This window comes from Streptomyces sp. PKA51 (assembly GCF_057552455.1).
In genome coordinates, this window is sequence record NZ_BAAJPZ010000026.1 from 63,931 (window position 1) to 73,066 (window position 9,136).

At 73.6% G+C, this 9,136-nt stretch carries 6 protein-coding genes; 5 read left to right on the plus strand and 1 reads right to left on the minus strand.

Annotated elements, in window-relative coordinates; all coding sequences use genetic code 11:
• The first annotated feature begins 5 nt into the window (after positions 1-5).
• The 4 genes from AC27L3_RS26930 (at position 6) to AC27L3_RS26945 (ending at position 5,290) form a co-directional block, all read left to right on the plus strand.
• Positions 6-767, plus strand: a complete 762-nt coding sequence (locus tag AC27L3_RS26930; protein WP_487236663.1) for a hypothetical protein — start codon at positions 6-8, stop codon at positions 765-767.
• 99 nt (positions 768-866) lie between these two features.
• On the plus strand, positions 867-1,724 hold the full coding sequence (locus AC27L3_RS26935; RefSeq protein WP_487236664.1) for a carbohydrate ABC transporter permease: 858 nt from the start codon (positions 867-869) through the stop codon (positions 1,722-1,724).
• Positions 1,725-1,920: 196 nt separating this feature from the next.
• Entirely contained in the window at positions 1,921-2,703 is a 783-nt protein-coding gene (locus tag AC27L3_RS26940; protein ID WP_487236665.1) for an ABC transporter ATP-binding protein, read from the plus strand.
• A gap of 43 nt (positions 2,704-2,746) precedes the next feature.
• Positions 2,747-5,290 (plus strand): ABC transporter permease, encoded by a 2,544-nt coding sequence (locus AC27L3_RS26945; RefSeq protein WP_487236666.1) that lies wholly within the window; start codon positions 2,747-2,749, stop codon positions 5,288-5,290.
• A gap of 424 nt (positions 5,291-5,714) precedes the next feature.
• On the opposite strand, the gene AC27L3_RS26950 is transcribed toward AC27L3_RS26945, so the two are convergent.
• Positions 5,715-6,740, minus strand: a complete 1,026-nt coding sequence (locus AC27L3_RS26950; RefSeq protein ID WP_344435692.1) for an ATP-dependent 6-phosphofructokinase — start codon at positions 6,738-6,740, stop codon at positions 5,715-5,717.
• Positions 6,741-6,961: 221 nt separating this feature from the next.
• Here AC27L3_RS26950 and pta point away from each other — a divergent pair, with 221 nt between their 5' ends.
• Complete coding sequence (gene pta / locus AC27L3_RS26955; RefSeq protein WP_487236667.1) at positions 6,962-9,058, plus strand: phosphate acetyltransferase; 2,097 nt, start codon at positions 6,962-6,964, stop codon at positions 9,056-9,058.
• Positions 9,059-9,136 lie beyond the last annotated feature (78 nt).

Consider the following 9,136-nt stretch of genomic DNA (forward strand, 5'->3'; position numbering starts at 1 on the left):
GCGCCATGGCGAGCGAGGGCGGGGCGGGCGTGCGCCGCGCGGAACGGCGCCTGCGCCGGGGGCGTGTGCTGGCCGGAGCCGGCGCGGCCGCGTGCTGCGGGGCGCTGGTCCTGGTGCTGGTGGCGGGCGGTTCCGTACGGGCACTGGGCTGGACGGCGGTCGCGGCGGTGTGCCTGGCGGCGGCCACGCTGCTGCCGTGGCGCCGGATCGGCGCGTACGGCGGCGGGCCGCGGCAGCGGCCGGAGCGGCCGGCGCCGCTCGGGCCGTCGCCGCGACCGGTGCAGCCGCGGCAGCCCGGAGCGCCCGTGGCCGCGGCTCGCGGCCCGGGGCGGTCCGGCTCGCACACCCTCGTGTGGGGCGGCCTGGTGGTCGTCCTGCTGGCGGGCTTGGGCGTGGTGCTGCAGCTGTCGCCCGGCGGTTCCCCTCAACAGGGCTCCCGCCCGCCGCAGGGGACCCCGCAGTGGACGCCGCCGGTCGGCTCGCCCGCTCCGGCGACGCCCACGCGGGGCACGCCCGATGTTCCGTCCGCCCCCGCCACCGCCGCACCGCCGGAGCAGGTGCCCGCCAACCCGAACGCGGGTGCCGGCGTCGGCGTCGGCGCCGGCACGGGCACGACCGGCGGCCAGGCCCCCGGGCCGTCCGACACCGTCGCCCTCCTCACCGCCCTCGGCGGCCTGCTCACCGCCGTCGGCGGGTGCGTCACCGCGACCGCCGCGGTGATCCAGGCCCGGGCCGCCGCCCGGCCCGCACCGCCCGCCCCGGAGTGACGGCGCCCTCCCTGGTCCGGGCGGGCCCGCGCTACCCTCCCGCTGTACACGGCCGCGTCCGTACCGGCCGTACGCGCCGCCGCGCCGCCCGGAGGTGCCATGCGCCCGCTCGCCGCCCGCCGCCGCTTCCGCCTCCCACGCCCCGTACGGCAGCGTCTGGCAGCCGATGCCGCGCTGCTCGTGCTCCTCGCCGCCTTCGCCGCGCCCCTGCTGTGGCTGCTGCTCGCCTCGGTGGACGCCGGGGCGGGGCTTCGGATGCGGGTGCCCCCGGAGCCGACGACGGCGAACTTCTCGGCCGTCCTGACCGACGAGATCACCTTCCGGCCCATGCTCAACAGCGTCCTGCTGTGCGGCGGGGCGACCGCGGTGACGATCGTGTGCGCCGCCCTCGCCGCGTACCCGCTCTCCCGCTACCGCTCGCGCCTGGCGCGGCCGTACCTGCTGGGGGTGCTGTTCGCGACGTGCCTGCCGATCACGGCCGTGATGGTGCCGGTGTACGGGCTCTTCGTGCGCATCGACCTGATCGACACCCTGCACGGCACCGCGCTGTTCCTGGCCACCGCCCAACTGCCCTTCGCCATCTGGCTGATGAAGAACTTCATGGACGGCGTGCCGGTGATGCTGGAGGAGGCCGCCTGGACGGACGGCGCGGGCCGCGCCCAGGCGCTGGTGCGGGTGGTCCTGCCGCTGATGGGCCCCGGGCTGGCGGTGGTGACGATCTACTGCTTCATCATGATGTGGGGCAACTTCTTCGTGCCCTTCATGCTCCTGCTCACCCCGGACCAACTCCCGGCGTCGGTCAGCATCTTCACGTTCTTCGGCAACTACGGCCAGGTGGCCTACGGCCAGCTGGCGGCCTTCTCCGTGCTGTACTCCACCCCCGTCGTCCTCCTCTACGCCCTCATCGCCCGCCGCCTGGGCGGCGGCTTCGCGCTGGGGGGCGCGGTGAAGGGGTGAGGACAGGGCCCGGTGTGGCTCTTGGGGAGGATGGCGTACGTCTGAAGTGCTACGCCGCTGCGGTACTGCGGTCCCGCAGGGTGACGGCGGATTCCGGCCTGGGGGCTGACGTCCGGGCCGGGGGGCGGGCCAAGAATTGGAATCGCTGATTCCAGCGATTCCCGGTTCCCAGGCCCCCACTCCCCGGAGGAGACCCGTGTCGTACGCGGCTGCCCGTCCAGCTCCCCCCGCATCCACCCCCACCGTCGCCGCCCGCGCCGAGGGGTTGTGCAAGGTCTACGGGCAGGGGGAGACGCGGGTCACCGCCCTGGACGCGGTCTCCGTGGAGTTCCGGCAGGGCGAATTCACCGCGATCATGGGCCCCTCGGGGTCGGGCAAGTCCACGCTGATGCACTGCATGGCCGGGCTGGACACCGTCTCGTCCGGCTCCGTACGGATCGGGGACGTCGAGCTGAGCAGCCTCGGCGACCGGCAGCTGACCCGGCTGCGCCGGGACCGGGTGGGGTTCGTCTTCCAGGCGTTCAACCTGCTGCCGACGCTGACCGCACTGGAGAACATCACCCTGCCCCTGAGCATCGCGGGCCGCCGGCCGGACGCGGAGTGGATGCAGCGGATCGTGGAGACGCTGGGGCTGTCCGGGCGGCTGGGGCACCGGCCGAGCCAGCTGTCGGGCGGGCAGCAGCAGCGCGTGGCCGTGGCGCGGGCGCTGACCTCGCGGCCGGAGATCGTCTTCGCCGACGAGCCCACCGGCAATCTCGACTCGCGCTCCGGCGCCGAACTCCTCGGCTTCCTGAAGGAGTCGACGCGCGCCCTGCGGCAGACGGTGGTCATGGTCACGCACGACCCGGTCGCCGCCTCCTACGCCGACCGCGTCGTCTTCCTCGCCGACGGCCGCATCGTCGACGACATGCACGGGCCCACGGCCGACTCCGTCCTCAACCGGATGCGCCTGTTCGACGCCAAGGGCCGCACCAGCTGAGCCTGCCGTCGCCGTCCCCGTCCCACCACACCCAGGACCCCACGTGTTCCGTACCGCCCTGCGCAATCTCCTCGCGCACAAGACCCGGCTGATGATGACCGCCCTGGCGGTGCTGCTCGGCACCGCCTTCGTCACCGGCACCCTGATCTTCAGCGACTCGGTGGGCAGCGCCTACCGCAACCGGATGGCCAAGAGCCTCGACGACGTCGCCGTCTCCGTGACCGCGGGCGGCGGCGGTCGCGCCGGCACCGACGCCGGCGAGCGGGCCGTCCTCGACGAACGGACGGCGCGGCGCATCGCCGCCCTGCCGGGCGTCGCCTCCGTACGTCCCTCGGTCACCGGCCTGCCGTTGATCGCGGACCGGAACAACGATCCCGTCGGCGGTGCCTGGGGCAGCGACGGCGCCAACTACGTGCCCGGCAAGGACGGCAAGGACAGCCGCTACCCGCTGGTGAAGGGCCGCGGCCCGGCCGCCGAGGACGAGGTGGCCCTGGACGTGAAGACCGCGGGCAGACTCGGCGTCACGCTCGGCGGCACCGTGCGGATGGCCGTCGACGGCCCGGTCGTGTCCAAGAAGCTCGTCGGCATCGTCACCACCGACAATCCGCGGGTGAGCGCGGGCGCCGGCCTGGCGCTGTTCGACACCCCGACGGCGCAGAAGCTCTTCGGCACGCCCGGCGAGTACTCCGAGCTGGTGGTCTCGGCGACCCCCGGCACCGACCAGTCGGCGCTGACCTCGAAGGTCCGCGCGATGCTGCCGAAGAGCCTGGAGGCCACGAGCGGCAAGGAGCTCGCCGCCACGCAGGGGAAGATGATCGACGAGCAGACGCGCTCCATCCGCAAGACGCTGCTGGTCTTCGCGGGCATCTCCCTCTTCGTCGGCGTCTTCATCATCGCCAACACCTTCACCATGCTGGTGGCCCAGCGCAGCCGGGAGATCGCGCTGCTGCGCGCCGTGGGCGCCTCCCGCCGCCAGGTCGTGCGCTCGGTGCTGATCGAGGCCGGGCTGCTGGGCCTGGTCGCCTCGGTCGCCGGTTTCGTCCTCGGCATGGGCGTGGCCACCGGACTGCACCCGGTGCTCAATGCGACCGGCGCGAGCCTGCCCGACGGTCCGCTGGTCGTACGGCCGTCGGCGGTGCTGTCCGCCCTGGGCGTCGGCGTCGTCGTGACGGTGCTCGCCGCGTGGCTGCCGTCCCGCAAGGCGGCACGCATCGCCCCGGTCGAGGCGCTGGCCGCCGTCGACCAGGCCCCGGCCCCGCGCGGCCTGGCCGTGCGGGGTGCGATCGGCGCGGTGCTCACCGCGGCGGGCGCGGCGCTCATGCTGTACGTGACGACGTTCAAGGACAGCAGCGGCATGCAGTACGCGATGGCCGGCTCGGCGCTCACCCTCACGGGTCTGATCGTGCTGGCGCCCCTGCTCTCCCGCCCGGTGGTGCGGTTCTTCGGCCGCCTCGCGATCCGGCTGGCCGGCGTCAGCGGCAAGCTGGCCCGGCAGAACGCCCTGCGCAACCCGCGCCGTACGGCCGCCACGGCGTCCGCGCTGATGATCGGCCTCACGCTGATCACGGGCCTGACGGTGGCCGCCGTCTCGGCGGACCGGGGCATGGCCTCGATGGGCGCGCAGGACATGACCGCCGACTACAAGGTCAGCTCCTCCAACCACCTCGGACTCTCCCCCGACGTCGCCCGGACGCTGGCCGGGCAGCCGGGCGTGGCGACGGCCGTACCCCTGCGGTCGGCCGGCTTCCAGTCGGACGGGAGCCCGGCGCTGGCCACGGCGACGGACACGCGGGCCCTGGGCAAGGTGGTCGACGTCCACGTCGTCAGCGGTTCGCTCGCCGACGTGCGGGGCACGGCCTCGGTCGCCGTCTCCGACAAGTTCGCGGCCGAGCACCGGCTGACGACGGGGGCCACGCTGCCGATGTCCTTCTACGACGGCAAGAAGGCCGCCCCGCGCGTCGTCGCCGTCTACAAGGACAACGACGTGCTGTCCTCCGTACTCACCGCTTACGCCCTGGTGGATCCGCACCTGGAGAAGGTGCGCGACGAGCAGGTGCTGGTGAAGGCCGCGCCGGGCCGGGCCCGGGAGCTCCCGAAGAAGATCAAGGAGACCCTCGGCGGCAACCCGCTCATCAAGGTCGAGAGCCAGGACGACCTGCGCCGCGCCGACGCGGGCAACATCGACGACATCCTGTACCTGATGTACGGGCTGCTGGGCATGGCCGTGGTGATCGCGGTCGTCGGCGTCGTCAACACCCTGGCCATGTCGGTCTTCGAGCGCACGCGGGAAATCGGGATGCTGCGCGCCATCGGCCTGGACCGGCGCGAGGTCAAGCGGATGGTACGGCTGGAGTCCGTGATGATCGCGATGTTCGGCGCGGTGCTGGGCGTGGCGGCCGGCGTCTTCCTGGCCTGGTCCGGCGGCCACCTGCTGCGCTCCTCCTTCCCGCAGTACGAGATGGTCGTGCCGTGGGCGCGGATCGCGGTCTTCCTGCTGCTGGCCCTGGCGGTCGGAGTCCTGGCCGCGGTCTGGCCGGCCCGCCGCGCGGCAAAACTGGACGCGCTGGAGGCGATCGGCACGCAGTAAGCGGTGCGCCCCGTTAGGGGCGCGGGGCAGTGCCGATTTGCGGCTGCCGCCGCGTGGGCGCGATCGGCCACCCACGGCCCGCAGCCGGGGCACCACCCCGGGGCACTCCCTGCGGGCACGTCGTGGCTGGTCGCGCAGTTCCCCGCGCCCCTAGAGGGCACCCTGCGCGAGGGCCCCGGCCGACAGCGCCCCGCCAGGGGCGCGGGGCAGTGCCGATTTGCGGCTGCCGCCGCGTGGGCGCAATCGGCCACCGACGGCCCGCAGCCGAACGCGTCGCCCGGGGTCCGGGCACGGCACCCGCCTGCAGGCGCATCGTGGCTGGTCGCGCAGTTCCCCGCGCCCCTGACGGGGCGCCGTGCGCGAGGACCCCCGGCCGACGGTGTCGGGCGGGGGTCCTCGCGTTACGAACGGGCGCGGGGGCGCGCTAGAAGACCGACTCCGCCTCGTCCATGCGGTTCTCCGGCACGCGCTTGAGCTCGGTGATCGCGTCCGCGAGCGGCACCATGTGGATGTCGGTGCCCTTGAGCGCGGTCATCTTGCCGAAGTCGCCGCGGTGCGCGGCCTCGACGGCGTGCCAGCCGAAGCGGGTGGCGAGGACGCGGTCGTACGCGGTGGGCGTGCCGCCGCGCTGGACGTGGCCGAGGATGACCGGGCGGGCCTCCTTGCCCAGGCGGCGTTCGAGCTCGCCGGCGAGCTTGGTGCCGATGCCGGCGAAGCGCTCGTGGCCGAACTGGTCTATGGCGCCCTTCTTGTAGTCCATCGTGCCGTCGGCGGGGTGCGCGCCCTCCGCGACGCAGATGACGGCGAACTTCTTGCCGCGGGCGAAGCGCTCCTCCACCATCTTCACCAGGTCGGCGGGGTCGAAGGGACGCTCGGGCAGGCAGATGCCGTGTGCGCCGCCGGCCATGCCGGACTCCAGCGCGATCCACCCGGCGTGGCGACCCATGACCTCGACGACCATCACCCGCTGGTGGGATTCGGCCGTGGTCTTGAGGCGGTCGATGGCCTCGGTGGCGACGCCGACGGCGGTGTCGAAACCGAAGGTGCGGTCCGTGGAGGAGATGTCGTTGTCGATGGTCTTGGGAACGCCGACCACGGGCAGGCCCGCGTCCGAGAGCATCCGGGCGGCGGTCAGTGTGCCTTCGCCGCCGATGGGAATGAGGACGTCGATGCCGTACTCACGGGCGAGCTCCTTGGAGCTCTCGCACGCCTCCCGCAGGCGGGCGCGCTCCAGGCGCGAGGAACCGAGGATGGTGCCGCCGCGGGCCAGGATGCCGCTGACGGCCTCCAGGTCGAGCTTGCGGTGGCGGCCGTCGAGCAGTCCCTTGAAGCCGTCTTCGAAACCGATGACCTCGTCACCGTGGCCGACGACGGCCCGGTGCACCACCGAGCGGATGACGGCGTTCAGACCGGGGCAGTCGCCGCCCGCGGTGAGGACTCCGATGCGCATCGTGCTGTGTCTCCTGCTCGCTACTGGTACCTGTGAGCCGGACCGATTGTTTCACGGGCCGGGCGGGCCTGTCTCACTCCCACCGCCGGACTCCTGACGCGCGCCTTAACCACAGGCACAGGTATTGTCAAGAGGGCAAGACCACCCTAACGGGTATTTCTTCGGGGCGGGCGGAACGGCCCGCACCAGGTGAACACGGCGAAGGATCAAGGAGAGCACGCGTGACGCGCAGCGTGTACGTGACCGGGACCGACCGGGGCGACGGGCGCCAGGTCATCGAGCTGGGGGTCATGGAGCTGCTGACCCGGCATGTCGACAAGGTGGGCGTCTTCCGCCCCCTCTTCCACGGCGACGGGCCGGACCGCCTCTTCGACCTGCTGCGCTCGCGCTACCGGCTGACGCAGCCGGCCGACGGCGTGGTCGGCCTGACCTACGCCGAGGCCGCCGCGCTGCAGGCCGAGCGCGGCACCGAGGAGCTGGTCTCCCGGCTGGTCGACCGCTTCCACGCGGTCGCCCGCGACTACGAGTACGTCCTCGTGCTCGGCACCGACTTCGCCGGCACCACCCTGCCCGACGAGCTGGCCCTCAACGCCCGCCTGGCCAACGAGTTCGCCGCCTCGCTGATCACCGTGGTCGGCGGCCAGGAGCAGTCGGCGGAGTCGGTGCGCGCCGAGGCCCGCAACGCCTACCGGGCGTACCAGTCGCTGGGCTGCGACGTCGTCGCCCTGGTGGTCAACCGCATCGCCCCGGGCGACCGCGAGGAGATCGCCGCCCAGCTCTCGGCGAGCCTGCCGGTGCCCTGCTACGCGCTGCCGGAGGACTCCTCGCTCTCCGCGCCGACCGTGCGCCAGATCGTGGACAAGCTGGGCGCCGAGGTGCTCCTCGGCGACGACGCGGGCCTCTCGCGCGACGCCAAGGACTTCGTCTTCGGCGGCGCCATGCTGCCGGTCTTCCTGCCCGCCCTGACCGAGGGCTGCCTGGTGGTGACCCCAGGCGACCGCGTGGACCTGATCGTCGGCGCGCTGGCCGCGCACAGCGCCGGTGCCCCGTCCATCGCCGGTGTGCTGCTGACGCTGGACGAGCGCCCGGGCCCGGACATCCTGGCCCTGGCCGGCCGCCTGGCGCCCGGCACCCCGGTGGTCTCCGTGCCCGGCGGCTCCTTCCCCACCGCCGCGGAGCTCTTTGCGATCGAGGGCAAGCTGGAGGCGTCCTCGCCGCGCAAGGCCGAGACCGCCCTCGGCCTGTTCGAGCGGCACGTGGACACCGCCGCGCTCACCCAGCGCATCTCGGTGGCCCGCTCCGAGCGCGTCACGCCGATGATGTTCGAGCACGAGCTGATCGAGCGCTCCCGCTCCGCCCGCCGCCGGGTCGTGCTGCCCGAGGGCACCGAGGAGCGCGTGCTGCGCGCGGCCGACGTGCTGCTGCGCCGCGACGTGTGCGACCTGATCCTGCTCGGCGAGGAGGACGCCGTGCGCAAGCGCGGCGCCGAGCTGGGCATCGACCTGGCCGCCGCCCAGGTCATCGACCCGCAGACCTCCCCGCTGCGCGACCGCTTCGCCGAGATCTACGCCAAGGCCCGCGCCCACAAGGGCATGACCTTGGAGCTGGCGCACGACGTCGTCGCCGACGTGTCGTACTTCGGCACCCTGATGGTCCAGGAGGGCCTGGCCGACGGCATGGTCTCCGGCGCCGTGCACTCCACGGCCGCCACCATCCGGCCGGCCTTCGAGATCATCAAGACCGCGCCGGGCGCCCAGATCGTCTCCTCGGTCTTCTTCATGTGCCTGGCCGACCGGGTGCTGGTCTACGGCGACTGCGCGGTCAACCCCGACCCGAACGCCGAGCAGCTCGCGGACATCGCCATCCAGTCCGCCGAGACCGCCAAGCAGTTCGGCGTGGAGCCGCGCATCGCGATGCTGTCGTACTCCACCGGCACCTCCGGCTCCGGCGCCGACGTCGACAAGGTCCGCAAGGCCACCGAGCTGGTGCGCGAGCGCCGCCCGGAGCTGCTGGTCGAGGGCCCGATCCAGTACGACGCCGCCGTCGACGCCCGCGTCGCCGCGACCAAGCTGCCCGGCTCGCAGGTGGCGGGCAAGGCCACCGTCCTGGTGTTCCCCGACCTCAACACGGGCAACAACACCTACAAGGCCGTGCAGCGCTCGGCCGGCGCGGTCGCGGTCGGCCCCGTTCTGCAGGGTCTGCGCAAGCCCGTGAACGACCTCTCGCGCGGCGCGCTGGTGCAGGACATCGTCAACACCGTCGCCATCACCGCCATCCAGGCGCAGGGCGAGCAGCGCAGCGAGCGCACCGAACCGTAGGCAGTCCGGCCGGGGGGGGGGGGGGGGGGCGCCCCCCCCCCCCCCCCCCCCCCCCCCCCCCCCCCCCCCCCCCCCCCC